20 protein-coding genes are annotated in these 23,880 nt (G+C 64.1%); 2 read left to right on the plus strand and 18 right to left on the minus strand.

From position 1 onward, the window contains the following. Positions 1-41: 41 nt before the first annotated feature. From AB0O71_RS11860 to AB0O71_RS11880, 5 genes are all read right to left on the minus strand, one after another. Positions 42-5,039, minus strand: a complete 4,998-nt coding sequence (locus AB0O71_RS11860; RefSeq protein WP_363745536.1) for a helicase-related protein — start codon at positions 5,037-5,039, stop codon at positions 42-44. Positions 5,040-5,128: 89 nt separating this feature from the next. Then, positions 5,129-5,683: a hypothetical protein gene (locus tag AB0O71_RS11865; protein WP_363745538.1), complete on the minus strand. Its 555-nt coding sequence runs from the start codon at positions 5,681-5,683 to the stop codon at positions 5,129-5,131. Positions 5,684-5,802: 119 nt separating this feature from the next. Continuing rightward, positions 5,803-7,587: a TraM recognition domain-containing protein gene (locus AB0O71_RS11870; RefSeq protein ID WP_363745540.1), complete on the minus strand. Its 1,785-nt coding sequence runs from the start codon at positions 7,585-7,587 to the stop codon at positions 5,803-5,805. After that, entirely contained in the window at positions 7,584-8,114 is a 531-nt protein-coding gene (locus AB0O71_RS11875) for a hypothetical protein (protein WP_363745542.1), read from the minus strand. Before AB0O71_RS11875 ends, AB0O71_RS11870 begins: the two co-directional genes overlap by 4 nt. A 174-nt stretch (positions 8,115-8,288) precedes the next feature. Next, complete coding sequence (locus AB0O71_RS11880) at positions 8,289-11,273, minus strand: hypothetical protein (RefSeq protein WP_363745544.1); 2,985 nt, start codon at positions 11,271-11,273, stop codon at positions 8,289-8,291. A 161-nt stretch (positions 11,274-11,434) separates the two neighbouring features. Between AB0O71_RS11880 and AB0O71_RS11885 the strand changes: the two genes are divergently transcribed. Then, positions 11,435-11,905, plus strand: coding sequence for a hypothetical protein (locus AB0O71_RS11885; protein ID WP_363745546.1), 471 nt, complete (start codon positions 11,435-11,437; stop codon positions 11,903-11,905). A gap of 85 nt (positions 11,906-11,990) precedes the next feature. Then, the gene (locus AB0O71_RS11890; RefSeq protein ID WP_363745548.1) at positions 11,991-12,677 is read left to right on the plus strand and encodes a DUF6037 family protein; all 687 of its coding nucleotides are present in this window, start codon (positions 11,991-11,993) and stop codon (positions 12,675-12,677) included. Here the strand turns inward: AB0O71_RS11890 and AB0O71_RS11895 are convergent. From AB0O71_RS11895 to AB0O71_RS11955, 13 genes are all read right to left on the minus strand, one after another. Continuing rightward, the gene (locus tag AB0O71_RS11895) at positions 12,674-14,143 is read right to left on the minus strand and encodes an ATP-binding protein (RefSeq protein ID WP_363745550.1); all 1,470 of its coding nucleotides are present in this window, start codon (positions 14,141-14,143) and stop codon (positions 12,674-12,676) included. The two genes, AB0O71_RS11890 and AB0O71_RS11895, sit on opposite strands and share 4 nt — an antisense overlap. Then, positions 14,140-14,634 carry a hypothetical protein gene (locus AB0O71_RS11900; RefSeq protein ID WP_363745552.1) on the minus strand — a complete coding sequence of 165 codons (495 nt, stop codon included), beginning with the start codon at positions 14,632-14,634 and terminating at the stop codon, positions 14,140-14,142. The genes AB0O71_RS11895 and AB0O71_RS11900 overlap by 4 nt, the downstream gene beginning before the upstream one ends. Before the next feature lie 28 nt (positions 14,635-14,662). Next, positions 14,663-16,108, minus strand: a complete 1,446-nt coding sequence (locus tag AB0O71_RS11905) for an SCO6880 family protein (protein ID WP_363745554.1) — start codon at positions 16,106-16,108, stop codon at positions 14,663-14,665. Between the two features lie 9 nt (positions 16,109-16,117). Next, positions 16,118-17,524 carry a conjugal transfer protein TrbL gene (locus AB0O71_RS11910; protein WP_363745556.1) on the minus strand — a complete coding sequence of 469 codons (1,407 nt, stop codon included), beginning with the start codon at positions 17,522-17,524 and terminating at the stop codon, positions 16,118-16,120. 33 nt (positions 17,525-17,557) lie between these two features. After that, positions 17,558-17,827: a DUF6112 family protein gene (locus AB0O71_RS11915; RefSeq protein WP_079941059.1), complete on the minus strand. Its 270-nt coding sequence runs from the start codon at positions 17,825-17,827 to the stop codon at positions 17,558-17,560. 134 nt (positions 17,828-17,961) lie between these two features. Next, positions 17,962-18,225 carry a DUF6112 family protein gene (locus AB0O71_RS11920; RefSeq protein WP_363745559.1) on the minus strand — a complete coding sequence of 88 codons (264 nt, stop codon included), beginning with the start codon at positions 18,223-18,225 and terminating at the stop codon, positions 17,962-17,964. A 6-nt stretch (positions 18,226-18,231) separates the two neighbouring features. Then, positions 18,232-18,900 carry a M23 family metallopeptidase gene (locus AB0O71_RS11925; RefSeq protein ID WP_363745561.1) on the minus strand — a complete coding sequence of 223 codons (669 nt, stop codon included), beginning with the start codon at positions 18,898-18,900 and terminating at the stop codon, positions 18,232-18,234. A 13-nt stretch (positions 18,901-18,913) separates the two neighbouring features. Continuing rightward, a complete protein-coding gene (locus AB0O71_RS11930) occupies positions 18,914-19,633 on the minus strand; it encodes a hypothetical protein (protein WP_363745563.1) in 720 nt (239 codons plus the stop codon). A 41-nt stretch (positions 19,634-19,674) separates the two neighbouring features. After that, a complete protein-coding gene (locus tag AB0O71_RS11935; protein WP_363745565.1) occupies positions 19,675-20,733 on the minus strand; it encodes a ParB N-terminal domain-containing protein in 1,059 nt (352 codons plus the stop codon). Next, on the minus strand, positions 20,733-21,575 hold the full coding sequence (locus AB0O71_RS11940; protein WP_363745567.1) for a hypothetical protein: 843 nt from the start codon (positions 21,573-21,575) through the stop codon (positions 20,733-20,735). The genes AB0O71_RS11935 and AB0O71_RS11940 overlap by 1 nt, the downstream gene beginning before the upstream one ends. 95 nt (positions 21,576-21,670) lie before the next feature. Continuing rightward, entirely contained in the window at positions 21,671-22,153 is a 483-nt protein-coding gene (locus tag AB0O71_RS11945) for a hypothetical protein (protein WP_363745569.1), read from the minus strand. Then, entirely contained in the window at positions 22,150-22,851 is a 702-nt protein-coding gene (locus AB0O71_RS11950) for a DUF2637 domain-containing protein (protein ID WP_363745571.1), read from the minus strand. Before AB0O71_RS11950 ends, AB0O71_RS11945 begins: the two co-directional genes overlap by 4 nt. After that, positions 22,848-23,774, minus strand: a complete 927-nt coding sequence (locus AB0O71_RS11955; RefSeq protein WP_363745573.1) for a bifunctional DNA primase/polymerase — start codon at positions 23,772-23,774, stop codon at positions 22,848-22,850. Before AB0O71_RS11955 ends, AB0O71_RS11950 begins: the two co-directional genes overlap by 4 nt. Positions 23,775-23,880 lie beyond the last annotated feature (106 nt).

Raw genomic sequence — 23,880 nt, forward strand, 5'->3', positions numbered from 1 at the left:
GCGCGGCAACAAGCAGGTGAGGTCGTCACCCCGAGAAGCGACTACCGCCCGATCTGCAACCCAGACGGTCTCAGCGGCACCGGGTCGAACGCGCTGGGAGCAGCAGCCGGAGAATGGGGTCGCTGCTGGTCGGGATCGGAGCGCACCCCGCCCCGAGGTTGGTACGCGCGCACGGCCTCAACCGTGAGTTCCGGGCGAGCGTCTGCGGGAGTAGCTGGCATGTTTGGCGCGTCGTTCTTGCGCTGCATTGCGAGTAGTTCTTTCGAGACTCGTTCGAAGTTAGCTTCGGCTGCCGAGAGAGCGAGCGTGTGCTTGAACGGCTGCCCGATTCGGCTTTCGGCATCGGCTACGGTCTGTTGCGCCTGTTGCAACTCAGTTCTTGTTTTCTCGATGAGTTTCGGTATCTCGGCCATGCGGTTTTCGATGCGTTGGATCATGCCGACACCGCCTGCCATGAACGTCTCGCGCGTGACGGTGAAACTGCCTCGGGGTACGTCATGGAGTTCCAGGCGCACGGTGAGGTCGCCGCCTGGCTCGGGGATGACGCTACAGTCGACGTCGAAGCCGCCTATATTCCCGATTACGCCGAACTGCCTCCCCGAATAGTTCGGCAAGTAGCGGATTCCTGATTCCGCTGTCCAGCGGGCGAGTGCTTGGGCCGCGTCTGCGCGGGAGGTATAGAGCCTGTCGTTCAGCACGATGCGGAAGCTGTCGCCGCTGGTGTCGGTGACTCGTGGGAGCGCGCTTTCCAATCCGGTAAGTTCGCGTTCGAGCCTATTGGTGTTCCCTTTGGCAGTATCGCGGGTGAACTCCAGCATTCGTTCGTTGCTGTGGTGGGCTTGTTCGAGTTTCTTCAAGCGGTGCAACTCGGATTGTAGGGTGGCGTGCTCGAGCATGAGTGGGTTGCCGGTCGCGAGTGCTTTGGCTTCTGCCGCAGAGAGCGAGGCTGAGTCGATCTCTTCAATCTCGCGCACATTGAGATTGCCGCGCATCACTTGCGCGATGAAGCGAGCTTTTCGTTCTACGCCTTGCCACATATACGAGTCGAAGGAACGCTCGGTGATGAGACGCACGATGCCGATCGTCTCGTTCTGGTTGCCCTGCCGCAAGATGCGGCCCTCGCGCTGTGCAATATCCGACGGCCGCCACGGGCAGTCAAGGTGATACAGCGCGACCGCTCTGGCCTGCACGTTGGTGCCAACTCCCATTCGTTCGGTCGAGCCGATAAGAACCGAGATGTGCCCGGCCCGGGCAGCAGCGAACAGACGCGCTTTCTCTACATCGTTCTTCGCCTCATGAATGAACCGAATCGACTCAGCGGGCATCCCATGCACGATGAGTTGGAGCTTCAGCTCCTCGTACACATTCCATTTGTCGGGGTTCGGTGTCGACAGGTCGGCAAAGACGAGTTGCAATGCCCCTTTCACATCTGAGAGCTCGCCGGTAACGACATCGAGGTACTCGTGGTCTCGGGTCTCCTGCCAGACTCGGTAGATCATCCCGGCGGCGACATCGGTCTTGCTCGGCCCCGAGGGGTCGCCGGGAATAATGAGCCGCATGTCGAGCGCGGCCTTCCGACCGTCGCTGGTGACCGACAGCATGTTGTCCTCGCGCGGGTCAACAACGCCTTTCATGATTGCTTCGGCGCGTTCCCCCAGCTGCTTAACGAAATCCTGAAGCTCTGCAGTTGGCTGGATGATGCGCGCTTCGGGGGCGCGTTGCCCGTCTTCTCGTTCGTGCAGCAGCGGGATCGGCAGTTGCAGGTCGTCTGCGGTCTTCACGTCTGCGAACGTCGACCACATGCGCAGCATCTCGGGCACGTTCTTGAACTTCGCGAACCGAGTTTTCAAGCGGAATGATGCGCCCGTGGGGGACATCTCCATCTGGGTGAGGGTTTCTCCAAAGGTCGCAGCCCACGCATCGAATGATCCGCCGAGGCCTGCCGCTTCGAGCAGGTCTGGCCGCAGGTACCGCTGCATCGTGTATGCCTCGGTGATGCTGTTCGAAATGGGGGTCGCGGTCGCGCCGGTCATCACCCGCTTCTTGCCCTGGGAGCGCAGGTACTCGACTTTCATATGCAGGTCGCTGGCGCGTTCAGAACCCTGTACGTTCGCGTCGGGGATGTTCGACTCGGTACGCAGGTTCTTGAACAGGTGCAGCTCATCGACAACGACATAGTCGACGCCGGTGTCTTCGAAGCTCACGCCGGGATCGCGGGGCTTGTCGACGAGTTTCTTCAGCTTTTCTTCGGCGGATAGGAGCTTCTTTTCGAGCTTCTTGACCGTGAGCCGTTCCTCTGGATCGACGTTGGAGAGTGCGGTGCGCAACTCCTCAATCTGAGTGCTGCGGTAGGCGTGCTCATTCTCTGGGCGCATCGGAATCCTCCCGAACGCAGAATGGGTGATGAGAATGCCATCCCATTCGTTTGCGGCCGCGCGGGCGATGAACTGCCGCCTCTTGTCGGCGGTGAGATCCTTGCTTGATGCGGCGAGAATCTTTGCCTGCGGGTACAGCTGCAACCATTCACGAGTGAACTGCTCAAGCATGTGGTTCGGGATCGTGAGGATCGGCTTTGAGATGAGCCCCATGCGGCGCATCTCCATCACGCCCGCGATCATCTCGGCGGTTTTTCCCGCGCCGACCTCGTGGAATAGGCCGGCTGCGGGTTCAGCGATCATGCGAGCGACCGCAGCGCGTTGGTGCGGGCGCATGACGAACCCGGATGCCATGCCGGGGAACGTCAGGTAGTCGCCTGCGCCCTCATAGTTTCGGAGCACGATCCCGTTGAACGTGCGGTTGTACTTGTCGAGGAGGTTTCGTGCTCGCTCGGGGTCTTCCCATACCCAAGTGCTGAAGCGTTCGGCGAGCGCATCGGCTTTCTCCTGTGCGAACGCGGTCTGTACGGTGTTCACCTCGCGATGCTTGGTGCCGTCTGGCTCTTCAATCTCGTCGTGAACAATGATCGGCCGCTGTTCAGCGATCGCTTTGAGGAGTTCTGGTGCTGACCGGCGTTTGGTGCCCCACTCCGAAGTCGCACGAAGACCCTGCCTGCCGCCTTTGACTTCCCACATCCCCGGCATCGGGCTACTCACCCGCACATCATTGGTGCCGAGAAGTTCGCGGAGAAACTGTTGATGAATCTCTGCGCCGATCCATACGGCGCCGATCTTCGCGGTGACATCTGCCGCATCGAGCGGTTCGGGGAGCACCTTGCGGAGTTCGTCTACGTTGACTTGAAACGCGGGATCAGTTTCGGTGCGAGCTTCTGCCGCTTCGAGCTTCTCGTAGATGTTCCCTGAGAGGTACGCGGGGGCGTGGATAAGTTCGTTGGTCTCGGGATCTGTGAATACCAGATCACCGAGTGCAGTCTGTGCTTCTGCCTCGCTCACTCCGAGCAGGTCAGCGATCATCGCAAGGTCGATACCGCCGGTTCGGTCGAGGCTCACCGCTATCGCGTCGGCTGCGGTTTCGACTCCCTGGATCTCTGGTCTCGGTGTCACCACGCGCCGAGTGAGCAACGCGGCTGGCACCGCCGTCTGAGCTTCATCATCAAACACTTCGAGCGCGAGCACGAGCGCGCCGAACGGATCGGAGCGTAACAGGCGAATCGGAGTCGGCACGATTCGCGCGAATGTTTCCTCGCCTTGTTCGTTTTCTCTGCCAGTGCGCCGCAGGCTGTACCGATTGAGCGCCCTGTACTTGCCGACATACTTCTGGTACTCACGCCGTAGCTCGGTGCGCGCCTGTTCCAACTCGGGAGAATCATCGACAGACGCAGACTCCATCGTGAGTAGGCGAGTCGCCCCATCCCGTAGCCGCAGCAACGCACGCATCTCGACGGCCGCGTTCCGGGGCACCTTGAACGGTTCTATGAGATCCCCGACCACTACACCGAAGCTGCCATCTTCTCGGGCGACAATCGTTCCATCCCACCGTCCCGGCTCAGACGGCACGGCTGCTGCTTGTCGAGCAACATGCTCAGAGGAGCGCGGAGCCTGAGTCAACCCCTCCCGGCGCGCCGAGAACGTGACCTGTTCGAGTACATCGGTGAAGTCGGCCTCGAGGCGATCCAGATCACCCGAAACGGCGAGCGTCGGCCCAAACTGCCCAGACGTGACCTCCATACGGCCAAGCACATGCTCGGGATGCACATCGAAGTAGCGGTTGACCTGTAGCTCTTGACCGTCAAGTTGTACCCGGGTGACGGTTTCCCAAGAGAAGTCGCGCACCGACTCGTCCGGCATACGTCGCCGCAGGATCAAGAGATCGGTGATGACATCGGTGCCCGCAGTACGTTGATGCGCGCGACTGGGCAGCCGAATCGCGCCAACGAGGTCAGCGAGCGCGTTCATTTCCCGCCGCGCGCCAGGGTTCTGCGCATCCATTGTGTACCGGCTCGTCAACACGGCCACGATGCCACCTGGCCGGGTCAGTCGTAGCGCCTTGATGATGAAGTGATTGTGCAGGCTCTGCTTCGTCGCGTTATGCACCGGGTCATGCAGCGCCACATCACCAAACGGCACATTGCCCACCGCCGCATCGAAGTAGCCCTCAGCGATGCGGGTGTCCGCGAACGACTCGGCACGGATCGTCGCGTGAGGATACAACGTCTGACTGATCGCAGCCGTCACAGGGTCAAGCTCAACCCCGGTGACTTGAGTGCCCTCTGGGGAGAGACCGATGAACGTGCCCGACCCTGAGCCGGGTTCAAGAACCTGCCCGCCGTCGAACCCCAGTGCAGAGAGCGCCGTCCACACTTGCTTCACGAGCATGGGATCGGTGTAGTGCGCGTTCAGTGTTGTGCGAGAGGCGGCCCGCCATTCATCCTCGCTCAGCAGCGCCCGAAGCTCAGCCCGTTCAGCCTCCCATGAAGTCTTCGAGTCATCGAACAGGTCGGGGATCGCGCCCCAGCTCGACCAACCCGACAGCCACTCCTGCTCGGCCGGAGTCGCTGGGCGCTTCTCGACTGCAAGCTGACGCGCAATCCGAATCGCGGTGGTGTTGGCTTGGAAACGAGCCTTCCCACCAGAGGGGACCATCGAGTGCGCAGGGTCTGGAACAAACCGCACCGGCGGCTCGGCAACCTCCCGCGCGTCAACCGATGGCGAGGGCTGTGGAGACGGAGGGGTTAGCCGACTTCGCGGAGGAACCTGATCGTCGCGGCCTCCGCCATCACGTCCTGATGCTCCATCATGAAGCGATACGGAATCTCCGCCTCGAACATCTGGTTCAGGAACTCGATGGGCACCGCCCACTCCCGTGCGAGCTCCTCCATCTCCGAGGTCGAATAGATCGGGTAATCCGATAGCTGCGCCTGCAACGCCAGATCCGCGAGGTTCTCGTCGTTCGGCCTCGTGTCCTCCCACTCCTGCCGAGCTTCGGCCAGATCCAGCGACGGGTCGGGCATCCATGCCAGCTGGTGCGTCATGGCGATCTCCTCCGCTATCTTCCGAGCCGTGGTCAGCAGTGCGACCTGGGTAAGATAATCCTCCCTCGCTTCGGGCATTTCCGCCAGCATCACGCGCGCCATGTCCTCGCTCAGCGAACTCACTTCGCCCAGCACTTCGGCTCCAATCTCCGAAAAGAGTGTCTCCAGCTCCTCGCTCGAAGCCGCCAAAGTCTTCATGTGGTTCGGGGCGTACCTTTCCCAGTGCTCCCTGATCCGGTGCGCGTAGTGCGTCATCGCCCTCGCCTCCCTCTCTCGTTGGTGCCTCAGTAGCTTGTGCTTCGGCGATTTTTGCGTCTGCGGTGGGTTCGTCAAGCCCCCAAATGTCCAGCTCGATCTGGTCGGGTGGCGGTGTTCTACGTCTCGCCACGAGACTCACCGCCCCTCAGTTTCGTTTCGAGTAAGCCGCGATCCGAGCGAAGCTGCGCCGCATCGTTACGGGCTGTCCAAGGCCGCAGATCGGTAATGATCGGGGGTGCGGCACGCAGCAACGTGACGCCGGTGCCGAACGGGATCATGCGCAGCTTCTCCGGCGGCATGATCGGTACCCTGCGAATCGACCGCTGCGAGGAACGCTCACCGAACGCACCCATTGTGATCGAATCGGTGTGCTCGTCGCGTTCACCCAGCAGGGCGGAGAGGTCTTGCAGGTCGCGTGTATTCGACGCGCCGCCGAGGATCACTTTCACGATCGACGCATCCCAGATCGCGTTCGCGGAGTTGTCACCCCACTTCTCGCGCGCCTGCGCGAGCGATTGCAGGATCGGCACAGTCGTAATGCCGGTGCCACCGCCCTCAGCCATGAGCGTCGAAAGCGACGGCAGAGGCGCGATGTTCGCGATCTCATCGAGCACCAGCGCAAGCGGAGGGTCGAGCCGCGCACCAGCAGAGACCGCCGCCTGACGGCGGGCGGTCTCCACGATGTCCTCCACAAGCGCCGCCACCAGTGAGGCTGACGCGCCAGCCCCGGCTCCGGTCGCAAGCAGATACAGGGTGCCCCGATCAGCGAGGAACTGCGCCGGATTGAACTCTTCCCCAGGACTGGGCGAGACGGTATCGAGCACGCGCGGGTCTGCGAGCGCGGCAAGACTGAGCGCGACACCCTGCCAGATGCTGTCGCGTGTTCTCGGGTCAGCGTCGATCACGCCACCGAGCGCGTCAGCCCACCCCGACGCCGCAAGCGGGGTGCTCTCAAGGATCGTGACGGCCTCTGCGGCAGCGGCAGGATCGAGCGTCCACCTGAACAACTCAGAAGTGGGCCTCTCGTCGAGCGCGGCAGCGTGCAGCAGCGACTGCAACGCCACCCGAGTCTTGGCCTCCCAGAAGCCACCATTCTCGGTATCGCCAGAAGCCAGCCCGGTCGCGGAAGCGAGGCCAGTGGCGCGGATCATCGCGGTGAGCGGGTCGGCGCAGCCCCGCACCGGCGACCATCGCATCCCCGCAGGAATACCATCGGCGAGGCGCTGCGGATCGAACACCGCCACCGGCCGGCCTCCCCGCCTGCGCGCCTCGAGCGTCGCGGTCACATTGTCAGGCCGAGTCGATGTGGTCACCACCGCGCCCGGCGCATCAAGGATCATGTTGATCGCGAGGTGTAAGCCCTTTCCAGAGCGGGGCGGGCCGAGCACGAGCATCGAGTCTTCGACCGACGCCCACACGGGTTTGCCGTGAGCGGAACCGAGACGGTAACCAACATCGGGAGGGTCGGGAGATGCGAGCGTGGGGCGCAGGTTTGCGGCTCGGCGCATAAGCGCTTTCTCGGATGCTTGCGCCTCGATGTCTTGGTGGGTCGCGACGCCGACGATCCTGCGAGGGTCTGCCTCCCGTCTTTTCTGGCCGCGACGCACGAACGTCCACACCCACAATGCGATGCCGGAGATGAGACACAGCAGGATGGAGACAACGATCCAGTACAGGATCGGGTTCAGCTCTGGTGCGCCGAGCGCCGTGCCGGGATCGCCGGGAGTGAAGAGCACTCCGGCACCTGCCGCGATCCCGGCCTCCGGCGTGAGGAGGCCGGTCGCCCACGCGGTGATGGTGCCAGCGGCACGCAGCACGAGTGCGAGCGCGAACAGGGCGGCGAGGCCGACCATCGCGAAGTTGGTCAGCTCGTGCCCGTACCCGCCGACTTGCCGGGTCATGTCGTCGCCCGAACGAGTTGCATGGTGCCCGAGACGCGCCCAACCAGCAACATCTCCTGCACGTTCGCCGGTATCTGATCCTGCGCCACAACCGCGTTGACCTGCCCGTCTGGAGCGGCGCTCCCGTAGCCGATGATCGGCGCGATCGCGACATCCTCGCCAGCGAGAAACCCGTGCCCTTGCACCGGCACCGGAGGCACCTGCACGACCGGCACCGGAGCAGACACGGGAGCGACCGGAGGCTCCGTCGGGGCGCGCGGCGGCATCACGACATCGGTGAATGTTGCCCCGTCGTACTCGGTGACGGTGACCTTGACCGCTGTGCCCAGGGTCGTGGTGATCGCTTCGAGCACTGCCGAGAACGCCTCTCTGCGCCAGGCCGAAGCATACGGCGGCGGCTCGTACACTTGCCCGTCAAGCAGCACCGTCATCGCCCCATCGGGCTGCACACTCATCTGCACGAGCGGCAACCGAACCGGAGCACCAGCGGCGGCCTGTGGGGTGGGCTTCGTACTGTGCCGCTTCACCCGAACACCACGCCTTCTGAGGCGCGACGGGCAGGGAAGAACAGGGTGCTGTGAAATCTCATGCCAGGCATGTGCGATGGCAGACCCGAACCCGAAGAGCGGGCGTGCCGATGCAACACAGACGGGAGGCGCAACCGAGTTTCGGCTGCGCCTCCCGCTGGGGGTTGGGGATGCTTAGTTCATGAGTTCGTCGAGTTCATTCTCCTTTCCGTCAATATCAGTGAGGTCTTCGGCTGCGGCTTCGCGTTCGCGCTGCTGGGCGAGGCGACGCCCGAACAGCATCACGCCTGCTGCGGCGAGGATCGCGACGCCTGCGCCGATGCCGAGAGCCCACATGCCGCCGTTGTCGCCTCCGGTCACCGCCAGCTCTGGCGGAGCGGTCAACTCGGTCACGACCTTGGTGGTCTCGTTCGGGGCACCGCACTGGCCGCGATGCAGCACGTCACCGTCGGGGCCGATCAGGGTCTCCACCCAGTAGTAGGTGCCGACGCGATCAAACACCACATCGTTCGAGCGGTAGTCGCCCGGCCCGTCGACCTCGATGGTCTCGGAGGTGAAGACCAACTCGTCTGTGGTGCAGAGCGCCTCGCTGCCGTCCTGCCGGTACGCCTCGAACTTCAGCGTGGAACCCTCGGGCACCTTACCTGTGACGGTCGCGACATCGTGCGCGGGATCACCGAGCAGCACCTCGGGCACCGCGTTCGTGATCACGCTCACTTCCTCGGGCTGCCCGGTGACCACGGTGGTCTCACCCGGAGCACCGCAGCGCCCCTCGGCGATCACTTCACCGTCCTTGTCGTACAGGGTCTCGACCCAGTAGACATGGCCGGGCTGGTCGACGCTCGTGGTGCCGGAGCGGTAGACGCCTGCCTGGGTGACAGGAATCTGCTCGCTCTCGAAGAACGGAGTGTCGCATTGAGGCTCGGTTTCGGGATCGACCGGGCCGTGAGCGCGGAAGATCAAGTATGCGCCCGCGGGAATGTCGGTGCCCTGCACGAGCGCGAGATCCTCGAACGGTTCACCGACGCGCGCCTCGGGAGTCGCCTGCGTAATCACCGACACCGGCTGCCGATCATCGGGCACGAAGAACCGCTCGCGAATATCGCCCGGCGAAGTCGTGTGCGGCTGCACCCGGTCGTCGCCAGTGAAATGCGACACGATGACGTAGTAGCCGGGCTTCACCGGCTTGATCGCATCCTCATCCGTGTACCCGAGATGGTAGGTGCCGTTCCTCGCGGGCGTCGTGATCGACGTGAGCACCGGAGCATCCTCAAGATCGAGGTCATCGGTCAGCTCGTCCTCGGTCTTGAACGGGCCATAGACCGTGTGTATGACCTCGTCATGGTCGGCACCCCAGTAGCCGTCGCCCTTGAACTCGCCGTGGTTCTCGGGGAACCCGCTCATCTCGATCCGGTCGAACGCGCGACCGCCTTTGAGATGCACGTTGTACTCCTTGACCTCGGAGACGATCTTGATCGGCCAACGCACCGAGTGTGTCTCGATGTTGATGCCGTAGTCATCGGCCCAATCGGCGGCGAGGTAGGGGCGCACCCATTCGGGCTGGTCAGCGCGCTTCATCTCCCACACCCAGGTCACAAACCCCGCGTTCGGCAAAACGATCTCGGGGCTGGTGTAGGTGCCGGGGCCGGTCGCGGTGATCGTGACCGTCTCGATTGCTCGCGCATCAGCGGGCACTTGGCCGGCCCGCTCAGGAGGCAGCGTGCCGGGCACCTGATAGGCGGTGCCCTCGAAGATCACGGGGATGTGCTCGCCGTTGTGCTTGAGCCAGACCCCGTTGCTCGAGGACACGGTGATCGTGTCGGTCACCGTGTCGCCGGGGTTCACGAGCCGCTGGTCAGCGCGCGAGACCGCCTCGGGCTGGAACGGCACCACCGACGTCTCCGGCACGAGGCCGAAACGATCGGTGAAGCTCTCGGTGATGTACTTCGCGTTCTCGCCCTGCGCCGCCTTGTCGATCGACCAGACCCAGGTGTAAAAGCCCGACTCGGGAGCGGTGATCGTGCCCGGCGATGTGTAACTACCGGGGCCGGTCAGGGTGAGCTTCTCGGTGCCTGCAACGGGCGCACCGCGCGGCGGCGCGTTCGCCTCGGCGGGCTGCGCGTCGAACGGGCCGTAGAGCGTACCGACGGCCTCGACCGGGATCGGGGAACCGTTGATGCGAATCCACGAGTGCTTCGTCACGGTCACATTCACGCCGTCAACGAACTGGTCGCCCGCCTGTACGAACTTCGATGCGACCTGCGTAGTCAGCTCGGGCTGGAAATCGAGCGGGATCACGGGAGACTGCGCTGCGGCTTTCACCGGCTCGAAACTCGCTGCTGCGAGAATCCGCTGCTCACCGGGAGTGTAGAACATATCCACCCCGGCACCCAGCCCCGCAGCCTGCGACGAGAACGACGCACTCACACGGTATTCCGGCGCACCCTCAGCGGGGGTGCCGGTGATCGCGTGCGTACCCGCACCGAGTGTCGCCGTCGTCGCACCGTTCGCAAACGTCGCATTGGTGAGCGTTACCGCACCCGTCAGCGATCCCGGCGTGGTGCTGATCGTGAGGCGACCCTGGTACTGGTCGCTCATCTCGATACTCATCGACGCGGACGGCTTCGCAACCGCGTTCTCAGCGGCGGCCTGCCGCATCGCCGCGAGGTTGCCGAGCACCGTCGACCGTGCACCAGCCGGTACACGCTCGATGAAGTGCGCCTCACCGCCGCGCGCAGTATAGGTGTCGTGGTCGGCGACATCCCACACGAACAGCTGCACCGCAGCCGTGATCGCCGGGTCTGACGATTCACCCCAGGTCGCCATCACATAGTTCAGCTGCGCGAGTTGCCCATCGGAGAGATTGTCGAGGGTGGTCTTCAACTCTGGATGCTCAGTGTTCCCGTAGGGCGGCAGCGCGTCGATGTCCATGCAGTACGCCTGACGGCCGTGTGAGGAGAACGAGCCGAGCCACAACTGCTCATTCCCATACCCGACACCCAGGGTCGCGGCCTGCGCAGCCGGGGCAGGCATCATGACGAGGCTCGATACGAGCATCAGCAGCGCCAGCAGCAAGGTGGCGAACTGCGCTCGGAATCTTCGCTCCTGGGGATCGACCCTGGGCCGATCATCCGGTGGACGGGTGGACGTGTAAGACATAGATCGCTCCTGACGTTCCAATCGTTGGAGACCTCAATAAACAAGAGGCCACAGATCAGGTGCGTCGTGGAGCCCGAGACGCTCCTCCAGCTATGGTCGAAGACCACAGGGTGATGCCTCGCCAAAGGTAAGGTGAGGAGTAGCCATAAGGAAGGACACTCATGCCAGGCATCCATATCTACGACCCGCGATCGGATGTCGAAGGAATCCAGATCGCGATTGATGACGACACTAAGAACGCATTAGACGCTCTGAATCAACAAAACGGGAAGAGCTACAACGACCTCATCCGCCCAGCGCTGAATGCTGTGCTCAATGCGGCCGAGCTCGCAGCTCAAAATGATGCGCTGAGCCGCCAGCCTGAGTATGCCAACGCAGATGTTGGCAGCACCCTGGATACCTTCGTCGTAGAGGCCATGCGCGACGTGGCCCTCACCTGGAGGGAAATTGATGGGCCGGACGCGTTTGACCTTGCCGGGAGAATTGTGGTGGATTCTTCGCTGCCGGTTTCGGGTACGGGGCCTGATGGCGACCTCGTAGACTCCAGCGTCGAGTTTGAACTAGACAGTAAGTTTGACGTTTCGTTTTATGGGGGCGACCGACCAGATTCTGTCGAAGTCAATCTGACCTAACGTAGTCGTATCATCGCGGAGGAAGTTTCTGGCCTGCTCGAGCGCGCGAGGTAGGGTCGCGCGGGAAGACAATCGTCCGGATAGCGTGGTCGAGGTTCTCACTAAAATCATTGCACCTGAACTCGAGAAGGGGAACATGGACGCACCCATGCAAAACCTCCGCACGATTCGAAACGAACTCGCCGATCGTGGTTGGGTGCTTGCGTGCTTCCCGTTCACGTACAAACACCATAGATACTTCGTTATTGTTCAGCGGTATCTGCCACCTGAGACCACGCCAGAATTCCAGCTTGTTCGCCTCACTTTTGTTGATAGCCGCAATACCAGTCGCACAATCAGTGCCCCAGCAAATACTCGACGCATCGACATCGGGGCTCAAGAACTGCGGGAGTACTTTGGAATCGAGTGGGCGCAGAACCTGGGAGACCTCTTAGCTCAGTTTTGCGGGCGACTTGGCGAAGCTATCCCAGACAAACTGCCTGCGACCCTCCCGCCCGTGGAGCGTCAGGTAGTTCTTCAACAACTTAGTAAGGGCGATAGCGAGGATCCAAGCAAGGTTTTCTGCCGTGGCGTGCGGCGGAACGCGGATCGTGATGATGGCACACCTGGGCAACGCACACCCTTCAACTCCCAGAAGACAGCGATGCTCCGACCAGAACTGTATGAGGCGCTGAAAGATGACCGCAACATCAGTTTTGTCTACTCGGACGATTCGACCGCAGAACGAAGCGACGCAGATATCCTGGAAAGCCTCAACTCCAGGAGTTCTTAACCCATGCGAGTGGTGGTGTCGAATGCTTCGAGTTCGGCAGGATGCAGTTGGTGCTGCGAAACGAAGCTCCTGCCCTTGATCTTCCACAAGCCTTGTCCGACGCCGAGACCGGGCAGCAGCGACTGTTCGGTTCGGGTCAGGCCGAGCGCCTGCGCGGTCGCGCCCAGCTGGTCGGGTTCCTGCCGGTAAATCACCCGTGTCTCCGCATTTGCGAGCAGCGACGAGGCGAGCGCGCGCATGGCGGAGCCGCTATCGCCCACGTTGTCGAGGTCGCTCAGCTTGTGGAACACGAGCACGTTCGCGATGCCGTAGTGGCGGGCGAGCCTCCACTGGCTGTCCATGCGTCGAAGCAGCGAGGGGTAGGCCATGAGCCGCCAGGCTTCGTCGTAGATCACATACCGCTGCCCGCCCGCAGGATCGAGCAGCGCACCCTCCATCCACGCCGACGAACAGGTCATCAGCACCGAGGTCAGGGCGGAGTTCTCGACCATGCGCGACAGGTCGAGGCTCACCATCGGCAGCGACGGATCGAAGCGAACAGTCGATGGCCCGTCGAAGATGCCCTGCAAGTCGCCCGCAACGAGCCGCCTGAGCGCGTGCCCAAGCTGGCGACCGTCTTCTTTGAGCCTGCCGTCAGCGTCGCTGCCAGGCTCGAGGATACGATCGACCACGTGCGGCAGGCTCGGGGTGCCGTGCTCACGCATCACCATACCCAGCGCATGGTCAATGCTGGTGTGCTCCAACGGGGTAAGGGGGCGTGCGAGCATGGTTTCTGCGAGTGCGCCGACGAGCTCGCGGCGGCGCGCGGTGACCTGAGCCGCCCAGTCTTGATCGCTGATCCCTGCCGCACGATAACCCTCATCGAGAGGATTGAGGCGGTGCGGGAGGCCACGCCCCAGAATGATCGCTTTCCCTCCGACAAGCTCAGCGATAGGAGTGTGCTCGCCTTTGGGATCACCGGGTACATAGACGCGCCGCCCGAACGGGATCGCACGGGTGTAAAGCGATTTCACGAGCGCTGATTTGCCGCTGCCCACGATGCCTGCGACCACGATGTTCGGGGCGGTGATCAGGCCGCGCTGGTAGAGCGTCCACGGGTCGTACACGAATGAAGCACCGGAGTAGAGATCCTGCCCGATGAACGCACCGTCAGAGCCGAGGCCGGCCTCGGCAAGGAACGGGTACTGCGCACCGAGCGTTGCCGTCGTGTCTTGATGCTTCGGCAGCCGAAACCGGCCAGGGGTTCGCAGCGACCCAGGGTACGGCTCGCCCGCTGTGGGGAGATAGACGGTGTTGCGGCGTTCTTCCCGTTCGGCCTCGCGCCTGGCTCGCTGTTCGGCATCTTCGCGGGCGCGCGCCTCGTAGCGAAGTTGCGCAGCCGCTCGGCGTCTGGCTTTCTTCAAGCGGCGGCGCTCGGCGGTCGGGGCGACAAGCACGCTCGCGTGCAGACGCTCCTCGTCACTCACCGCGACAACCCCGCATCGAGGCTCTGCGGCGCGGAAGAGTGGGCGGGGCCATGCGCGGCCTTGGGTGCGAGGGTGCCCGAATCGAGCGGATCCGGTCTGAGATGAGTGGTGACGCTCGCAGTGGGCGGAGCATCGGAGCGGTGTGGGGTCGGCCATTCAAGGAGCGAGAGGTGTTCGGAGGTGCGACCCAGGCGGGTCTCGGCACGGTCGACGAACTCTGCGGCTTGCAGGAGGTCACGGGCTGCTTCTTCGATCACCGCGACCCCAGAGACGATGGTGCCGCCGGTTCGGATGATCGCCTCATCGTTCCGAGCGATCGCCCTCGACGCGAAACTCCTGAACACGTCGGGCAGCAGCCGAGAGATGCCGAGCAGTTCGCGGTTCAGATCGTAGAATTCGCGGGGCGGGGTCTCGCGAACGGTGCGGGCGAGGTATCGGAGCGCGTCGTAGGCGGCGGTCGCCGCTTCGCGCGGGGTCTCGTATTCGGGCATCAGGGGTATCCATTCAGTTGGGGCAGGTTTAGATGGGGCGGGCGAGCGGGAGGGCTGCGGCGGCGAACGCGCGGGCTTGCTGTCCGACCAGACGACGGCATTCGCAGGAGGCTTGGATCGCGGCCTGTTCGACTGCGGCGACCGCTGCCTCGAGGTCCTCGCTGCTGGTGGCGGTGACGGAGATGAGGCCGGTGACGCGGGCGAGGCCGTGCCCGGCGGAGAGGTCGGCTTCTTGCTGGATCACGTCGACGTACTCGGCAGCGGTCGCGGCGTCTTCGATCTGCCCGATCTTCTGTCGCTGCGTCTTGTCCGAGATGAGTTCGGTGCGTTTGCGTCGCAGATCACGCGCTGCTTGATCGGCGCGCACCGGCAGGTAGTGCAGCGAGAGGGTGCGCAGGATCCCTGACGAGAGCACGAGGGGTGAGAGGAAGCCGGGGTAGACCTGGCTCCTGGGCCATTCGCTGATCCACAGCACTGCATGATGCGCACTGTCGGATCTGATCGACTCCCACCGTTCAGTAACAGCGACTGGGCCAGCGGTAGCGAGGTCGCGCCCGAGTTCGCCGTGACGTTCGAGCGCGGCAGCGGTCGCGGGATCGTAGGCGGCGCGCAGCACCATTGCGACATCGCCTGGGGTGAGCCATCCGTCGACCTGCAGGTCTGCGGCACGAATCGCCGCGACTAGGGTGTGCATCTCTTGCCGCAGTACCTGCGCCGCCCCGCGCACGCCGCCGCCTGCGGTGCGGATCGCGCGTGCCGCGAGGCGCATATCGAGCGAGAGCGAGACGGTCGTGGCGTGCCGTTCCCCAGTGGGGCCCGCCCGGTCGATGAGTTCGCCATAGACGGTCGCCGCCCACGACCCATCAGCGTTGCCGTGCTCCTGCCACCATTGCGCCAGCCCGGTGCCGGAGTCGGGCAGGGTGCGCTCCGACACCTGGACACGGGCGATCCTGCCCGACCTGCACGCGGAGGCAAGCACTCTGCCCCAGCCGTCGACGCGGCGCTGCTGGTCGCCCGGATCGAGCAGCACGAACGCAGGATGGGAGACCCCGAGGATCGCCGTCAAGAGATGCTGGTGCGGATCATGGATCATTGCCGCCCCGGTCTCATCGTCCACCCACTCCCGCAACGCGGCGGCATCGCCGGGGAGCGCGAGAGTGCCCTCGGGGCGAAGCCGCATCAGCGCGCGTCGGTACTCGGTCTGCCCGCTCGCTTGCTTCTGCCACCACCGCAGCACGATCGGCGCCCACTCGACAATCTTCCGCCCTCCAATCGGCACGGTCGCGGTGACAGCAGCAAGCCCCCACACCGGGGCCGTCCAGGCAAGCCCCGCACCACCCGTGACGTAGAGGCCACCGACAGCGGCGACGAGACCGATCCCGAGCGTGACCAGCTGGGGCAGCGAGAGACCGAGCATCACGCCCCGCTTAGTGAGGCGCGAGAACTGCACGGTCGACAACTCGAACTCAGACATGACAGCTCCTTACGCTTTCGGGGTCGAACTATCGCCAGTGTTCGTGCTCGGGCCAGGCGGCAGCGCGCGAGGCGGCGGTACCTGCCCGTGGCGTGCGGGAGGCGGAGCCGAACTCTGCCCCGGCGTGCTCGCGCCCTCCATCTGGCTGTCAGCCTGCTGCGCGACCTGGCTGCCGAGTTCCGGTCCGAGGGTTGCGGCCTTCTTCGCCGTTTCCGCGCCGAGCGCTATTCCGACTCCGATCGGCCCGCCCGCAGCCCCCGCGCCAACGCCCGCTCCGGTGCCAGCCCCAGCACCAGCACCTGTACCTGCACCAGTACCGGCTCCAGCCCCAGTACCGGCTCCAGCGCCAGCGCCTCCTCCTGGCGGGGGCGGCGGGGGCGGCGGGGGCGGCGGATTGCCACCACCGCCCCCGCCAGAGGGCGGCTTGCCGCCGCCACTCGAGCCGCTCGAGTCGCCGAGAATACGAGAGGGATTGCCGGGCATCCGGTTCGGCACCGGCACTGGCCGGTTGAGCGCTTGCTTTGCTTCGGACTCGGTGGACATGGCGTGGTAGTAGTCGGTGCCGAGCCAGGAGATCGCCTTGTAGGTGATGTACGGGGCGAATGCGGCAACTGCGAGGAGCACGATGCCCGCGAGTGGGTCAGTGAGCGCTTGGATGTCGAGGGCGATGGGCACCGAAATCTGTGCGATGGCGACCAGCAGGATCACGGTCAGCACGAGTTTCGAGACGATGAGCGCGACCACGAACATCAGCCATTTTCCCGCCCATCCGCGTGTGGTGTCCCAGGAGAATCCCGCCAGTGCGAGCGGCGCGAGCGCGACGGTCAGCAGGAGCAGGCTCTTACGCACGAGCAGAGAGAACCAGACGATGGCGGTTGCAGCGATTGAGAGGCCGCCGAGGAACAGCGTGACGATCGCTCCGATACCTGGGGAACCGAGGTTCAGGGCGGTCAGTGCGGTGATGAGCATCGTGATTTTGTCGCCCATTGACTGCATCGAGTTCCCGGTGGCTTGCACGATGCCGAGGCACAGCTGATCCACGATCTCCAATCCCAGTGCGACGAGTGAGACCGCGACGAACGAGCCGAGGATGCTCTTCCCGAGGCCGATCCCGGCACGGGCGAGACCACCGGGTTCGCGTTTCACCACGGCGGTGATGAGTTGGAAGCAGGCCAGAAGCAGAGCGATCATGACGCCGATGCCGAAGATGAGGTTGTAGACGCCGACGAACTCGGCACCAGTAACGTCGACCAGCGTGGTCGAGTCAAATACGATCCAGAGGCCCTGGATGAACCAGGCCGCAGTCTGGCCAACACCATCGGCGATCCACTGGATCGGAGCGGCGGCAACCATCGCGGTGGCTTCGTCTCGCACCTCGCACAGCATTGAGAGGATCGGCTGCTCACACAGACTCATCGGGAACTCCTTTTGAACCGTCGAACACGGGGGTCAGACCGATTGGCCGACATCCCAGAAGAAATTGATCAATGTGACGGCGGCCCCACACAAGATCGCGGCCCCGCAGCAGATCAACACGCCGGTTTTCCCGCGCCCGGCCAGATGCGGGTTCGACGAGTTCGCACCGAACGCCCAGACCACCGCGCTGATGATGAGGCCGAGTGCGGAAAGGATCAAACCGAACGTCATCACTGCGCCGACGATGAGCCGGAGCGCGTCGATGCCGGGAAGCCCGGAACTGTTGGGGTCGATGTCGATCATGGGGGAAGCTCCTAAGGGGGTGAGGGCGCGGGAAGTGCGTACCCGTCAGGTGCAGGCCATGCCCCGAGAACGAGCGGAGCCCGGCAGCAGACGCGAAGACGCGCCGACTGCCGGGCAGATCCCGAATCGGGTGGTTACAGAGTGGGGCCGTAGGTGAGGAACATATTGGTGATCGCGACCGCTGCACCCGCCATCACCGCGCCCCCGAGTGAGACGAATACGCCGACCCTGCCGCGCATCGCGGTTTGCGGGTTGCCGCCCCAGGTGCCTGCCGCCCAGGCGACAGCGGAGACGATGAGCATGAGCACGCTCACCACGAGCACGATCATCAGTGCAGCCCCGATGACGTCCTCGAGAGAGCCGAGGTCGAGTGACCCGAAATCAGGAAACACATTCACGCGGCATCACCCCTTTGCTGCGGCTTCGGCGTTGAGGTCGCATCCTGCGAGCGCGGGGGCATCGGTGCCGATGCCGGACAGGTCGATAGCGCCGTGGGCGGCGAGCCACGGCTCGGGATCAATCGCTGCGGCGCGAGACCCGCCGGGTCGCACTTCGAGGTGCAGGTGCGGGCCGGTCGACCAGCCGCTCGATCCGACATCGGCGATGTGCTGGCCAGCGACGACGGTATCGCCAGCGTTGACGTGGATGCCGTGCGCCCACATATGCACATAGGCGGTCGCGACGGTCTGCCCGTCAATGGTGTGCTCAATCGTGATGAGGCCACCCCATCCGCCGTCCATCCCGGCGAACGTCACATACCCGTCAGCGACCGCCATGATCGGGGTGCCGTCTGCGGCGGCAAGGTCGAGGCCGGTGTGCGTGCGCGCCTCACCAGAGATCGGGTCGATCCTCGGCCCAAACTGGCTCGTGCGAACCCAAACGCCCCGCGCCAGCGGAAACACGATGCTCTTCGTCTCTGCCGGCCTCTCGGGTGCCAATGCCTCGCCGCCCCCAGAAGTGGTGTCGGTGCGCGTGAGACAGGCGTCGCCGCCGGGAACAGCGACGAGCACAAGAGCGATGAGGCCGAGGCCGGGGAGCAGCGCGAGGGCGGCGAGGAACGCGAGGATCTTCACGACGCCATTCCGCTCATCGCAGCGGCTTGTCGAGCACGGTCAAGCGCAGCAGACGGCACTGTTCATACGTCGGTTCGCAGGCGATGAACATGGTGAACGCGACCGGGTGGTCAGTCGCGACCTCTTTGCCCTCCCATACCCCGGTGCGGTGCCGGGTGCCGTCGACGGTGTAGGCGATGGTGCCCGGTAGCAGCGTGTCCTCGCGTGCCTGCCGCTGTACCTCGGCCCAGGTGTCGGGTACACCGATCTGGTCGATCTCGAGATGCTGCCGCGTCTCGTACTGTTGCAACTCGATCCACGCTGCCCGGTTCGGCAGATAGGCGGCGAGGTCGGTGGCGAGGCCGTCTGTTTCTTCGTTGGCAGGATCGGAGGCCTGATCGAGCATCGACTGCACATAGTCGGTCGGCTGATACCCGTCTCGGGTATCCCACGCGAACAGGGCGAGCGCCGTAGACTCCGCGAAGCGATCAGCATCTCCGGTCTGTGCGACTGTGCCGAATGGTGTAGACCGGGTTGTGGGGCGCTCGGCGGTGTCGCCTGGGTCGGGGGCGACGTTCGAGCCGACCATTGGGGTCGGCTCGTCATCGGGTGGGCCGAGCAGCAGGCCGATCGTGGCGATGGTGATGATGAACAGGAGTCCGGTGCCGAGCACCGTGGCGACGATCATGCGTAACCGGCGTGCCCGCTCAGGATCAGCGGCCGGTTGCTGCGGTGAGGGAGTGCGACGTTTCATACCGCACAGGTGCGAGACCGCACCCCGAACACCGGCTTGGGTCAGGCGGCTGCGCGTGCTTCTTGGAGTTCGGTGGCGAAGCGTATGGTGCCCTCAGCGATGGAGACGAACAGATCGAGCTGCTCGCCGGAGAGCTCTCGCACCATCTGCTCGACGTCGTAGTGTCGCCACCAGCCGTCGAGTTCGCTCCAGGTTGCCCAGAACGCGCGGGAACTGCGCAGCTTCGGCATCTCATCATCGGCTGTGAGCGCAGTGCGAGGGGTGGGGCGGCGCTTCGACCCGCTGCTTCCTTTCACTCGTTCGAGGGCGGCCTGGGCGAGGCGTTCCATCTCAGCGGCTTTCAGATCGGCCTGGCGGGCGCGAGCCGCCTCACGGCCTGCGCTTTCGCGCACGCTCTCAGGCTGCGTGGGGTCTGCCGCGATGCGGTCGAGTTCGTCAAGCGATAGGGCGGCGTTCATGCGCTGATGCGAGGCCAGTACCCCGGCACCATCCCGAATCCGGACGAGCTCGGCCTCGGCCTGCCCGAGAACCGCCGCCGAGACGGTGCTGTCAGCGGCGAGGTCTTCGATCCGGTTCACTCGCTCGAGCATCTGATGGGAGTCACGCCCTGTGACCATGCGGGCTGCCTGTTCGCGTGCTTTCCCGTATTCGCGCGCCTCTGACGGTGGTGGTGAATCACCACCACCGGAGATTCCGGAGATCTCAGGTTGCGCACCGAAGCGAGTCGCAGCTTGCCGCAGCGCGGCTTCTTCCTCGAGCACGGCTTTCAGTTCGCGGTAGAGCGCCGCAGCCTCCAGGGTGGTGAGAGGCTTGTGCAGGGCATGATCGGCGTGCTCGCTGAGCAGCTGCCCGAGCCGGTCAGAGAGGCCCGAGCGCACCCACACGTTGATCGTGCGCCAGCCCAGTCTTCGTGCGGCAGCGACTCGGCGCACCCCGATCAGCACGAACCCTTCCGGGGTGATCGTCGGAGGTTGCAACAGCCCGTGCTCAGACAGCGACTTCGCCAGCAGATCAAGATCACCAAGGTCGCTGCGATGCCGGGTGCCAACCAAGAGCGAGTCGAGCGCCCGATCCAACTGAATCCCATACTGGCCGCTCATCACGCACCGCCAGGCCTCGGGGCAGACTCCACGATCTGCCGCACCAGGTGTTCGTCACTCAGCAGTTCAGGCAAGCTCTCACCGATCACGATTCGCATGAACAGGCCACGGCCCGCGTTCGTTGCCGCGTAAGCCGGGTTCTGAGTGCCCAGCAGCACCGCGACGACGGTGTTCCAGGCATCTTTCTTCACGTCAAGGAGCGCGAGGGCGAGACGGTCGCGGCGCAGCACGTCGAACGCACTTGTGCGGCTGCCGAGTCGTTCAAGGCCTTCGTAGATGTACCAGATCACATTCCGGGCCGTCGACTCAGGCCAGCAGAGCCGCGAGAACAGGAACACTGCCTGCTCGATCATGGTCACCTCGGGAGAAGCTTCTTCCTCGCCTGCATCCTCAATGCGAGGCTCACCGACTTGGAACGCTGGGTTCCATTCGAGCAGCGCCTGGTCGCGGTCTGCGAACCGTTCCGCATCATGATTCGCGGAGACCTCAGACTTGCGAGCCTTATCGACCGAGCAGAGCAGCCCCTGCCCGCGCTGCTCATAAATGCACGTCAGCCGCACCGCCTCGGTGACCACGGCCCACGGGTTATCGGCGCGTGCGGTGCCAGGTTTCCGCATCGCCTCGAATGCTGCGGTGACTGCCTCCCAACGATCGAGGCCATATTTGCGGGCAAGACGCGCATACTTGCCTGCGGTGAACTTTGCGAGCTCATGCGCCTCGGTGTCGTGCCGCCACGCGCCGGGGCCGGCCTCCTGCAAACGAAGAAGCAACGCCCGCAGCCCCTCCGGGGTCTCGAACTCGTGATCCTCGGGCGAAGCAGCGGCAATAAGTGTTCTGGTCATGATGGCGCACCTCCTGCAGGAGACGTGCGATCCTCATCCCGAACGAGCAAAACCAATCTGAGAGCGATACTGTGCATGATCCATCACCGTCACCATCAGCCCCGAGAAATCGTTTCGGGTTCGGGCATCGAGCGGTGCGGTGCATCCTGACCAAACGGGTTCATCGGAGCGAGATGCCAGGTGCCCTCACGCATCTCCCGATGGAAGTCTCCGACCTTGCCTCGGGCACGCTCCGAGAACGCGGCGGTGAGATCCATACCGCGAGCGGTCACCCTCGCCCCGGCCTCCGCGAAAAGGTCGGTCGGACGTTTCCACGCCACCCGCACCCCGGCAGGTTTCTCTGGCTCCGGGCCGACAACGTCGGCAGGATCATCCGTCACCCGAGGATCGAAGCCGCCATCCAGCTCGAGCGCATCCTCGACCACTTCGGCGTCGTAGATGAGTTCAGGAGTAGGTGTGTGCCGGATGAGTTCGGTCTCTTTGATCAGCTCAGCCTCGATGATCTCTTCCTCAGCGTAGAGGTCGAGATGGGGCGGGAAACGATACGGCGACATCGCGCCGGGCGGTGGGGTAGTCATGATGGGGTCTCCTGTTCTTCGACGGGTTTGAGTAGCCAGCGGCCGACGGTGCTGCGATCAACACCGAACAACCGGGCAATCTGAGAGTTGTTAAGGCCAAGGCCACGCAGGGTTGACGCTGCAGTGCGCCGCTCTCCGGCATCGACATCGACAAGTGGAGCCTCACCGTCGACCTCGGGGTTGGCTCCTGGCTCGCGAGCCCCTGCTACTCGGAGCTGTTCGGCTGTCTGCGCGGATTCAGGAGCGACAGTCTCATGGTGGGCGGCAGCGTGGAGCACGGTGCGTGAGTGACGAATCAAGATCGCCGTGAGATGCGTTGACGCGACGAGCACGACTGGAGGTACCGAAGCAACCAAAGCAGCGATCAAGTCGGGCACGTCGGGGTCTGCTGCAACGAGCGCGTGTACTGCGTTCGCAGCGACCGAGACACCCGCGCCGAGAACGAGCAGCAGCCACGGATACCAGACCACCCGTGTACCAGCCAGCGCGAACACTGCGAGCGTCGCCACGACGATGATGCCGTCTACGATCAACGGCCACAGCCACGCCAGATCAGGGTCGATGCCGCTGCGCGCGGCGAGGCCATGCAGCGCGGTGAAACTGAGGATGAACGCGGTGGCAGCAAGGAGAATCGTGCCCGCTTCAGCAGCGAAAACCGCGACCTGCAGCACCCGGAACGAGATACGCGCGGTATTCATGAGCGTACCCATCCGGCATCGCCATACGAATGGCCCGCGCGAGGAGATCCCGGCATCGCTGAGCGGGCCGACTGCGGTGACTGTTGCTGCCCGGTGGTCGGGTGTGCTCGTTCCCACGCGGAGTCGATCGTTCGCAGAATCTCCCGCTCACCAAGCCCCGCTTGCTCCGCTGCGGGGAGCAACACCCTCACGATGTCGGCCTTGGCGATGCCGTCCTCGGTCATCCTACAAGACATGAAGTACAACGCCCAGTTCCGGTTCCCCTCGGGCTGCGCCGCCACCCATCTGGCCCGCCCAGCATCACTGTTTCGCGCTTCACGAGGCGTGCTCGGCACCGGGCGGGCGCGGGCAGGCTTAGGCGGTGCGAGCAACTCGAGCAACCGCTGCGCATCCACCGGAGCGGTGGGGGCTGGGCTGGTCGAGCGCAGCACGTATGCGCCGAGTGTCCCATCTTTCTGCCGTACCCTCGACGGTGGCACGAGCACATACCCGCCATCGCCACGAAAATCGACCTGCGCAGACGCCGCCTGCCAGATCCGTTGCGGCCGATTCGGATCGGCAGGAAAGTAAATGTGCAAGCCGCCGGAGGGCGTCTCGACCAACGAGGACCAGCCGCTCAGCAGCCCGGCATCACGAGCGCGACCGAACGACAGGAGCCCGGTGTCGCTGTCGCTGTGACGATCCACATCCACGACATCAAGACCCGACGCCGCACCGGTCGGCACGGCTAGATTTGCGTCAGGCCACCGACGCCACCAGGTTTCAACCTGCCGAACATCGACGGTTGCTGCCGTGAAACCGCCTTTTACTATTGGGCGTTTGAATCCAGACACACATGGAAAGACGGGCACTCCATGTCTGGCAAGATACATCGCAGCGGTAGGCAGGCCACGGACAGTGCCCAACAGTCTGCCGAGCAGCATGAGCCGTTGATTGGCAGATCGTCTGAGTTGGTACGCCTAGTCCACCCAGTTGGTACCCAATTCCGGAGGCCTGGTGCTGTCGCGCGTTTTCGGGTCTTCTAGGTGC

It is taken from the genome of Leucobacter sp. NPDC077196 (genome assembly GCF_040687075.1).
Taxonomy (GTDB): Bacteria; Actinomycetota; Actinomycetes; order Actinomycetales; family Microbacteriaceae; genus Leucobacter.